Source organism: Allosalinactinospora lopnorensis (genome assembly GCF_000981225.1).
GTDB lineage: Bacteria > Actinomycetota > Actinomycetes > Streptosporangiales > Streptosporangiaceae > Allosalinactinospora > Allosalinactinospora lopnorensis.
The window spans coordinates 1-398 of sequence record NZ_LAJC01000204.1 but is presented as its reverse complement, the minus strand read 5'-3'; the positions used below and the strand labels follow the sequence as shown (position 1 = coordinate 398).

The 398-nt window shown below is 68.3% G+C and carries 1 protein-coding gene; it reads right to left on the bottom strand.

Annotated elements, in window-relative coordinates; genetic code table 11:
- Window positions 1–337 (bottom strand): IS5 family transposase (locus VS93_RS26515; RefSeq protein ID WP_046472558.1); only part of this gene is annotated, 337 nt, incomplete at its 3' end.
- Between the last annotated feature and the right edge of the window lie 61 nt (window positions 338–398).

The window sequence follows — 398 nt, the reverse complement described above, 5'->3', positions numbered from 1 at the left end:
TTTTGGCCGCCCCCGCGGCGTGGTGGTGGGCGCGGATACTGCTGGAGTCGATACCGGCCTCCAGTTCCTGTCCGGTGTGGGTATCGATGCGCAACCGTTCGGCGATGCGGTGCCAGGTGCCGTCGGTGGACCAGCGGCGGTGCCGCCCGGCGGCGGTTTCCCACGGCCCGTACCGCTCAGGCAGGTCCCGCCAGGGGATGCCGGTGCGGATCCGGAACAGGATCGCGTTGATCACCCGACGGTGGTCGGCCCACCGGCCTCCCTTGGGCGGATCGGCGGGCATCAGTGGGGCGAGCAGCGCCCATTCAGCATCGGTGAGTTCATGGCGTCCGACCATGCCAAGCGAGGTTGCCAGAGCACCAACCCGCCCCGCAGACATTCCAAAAAACACTGCCTAG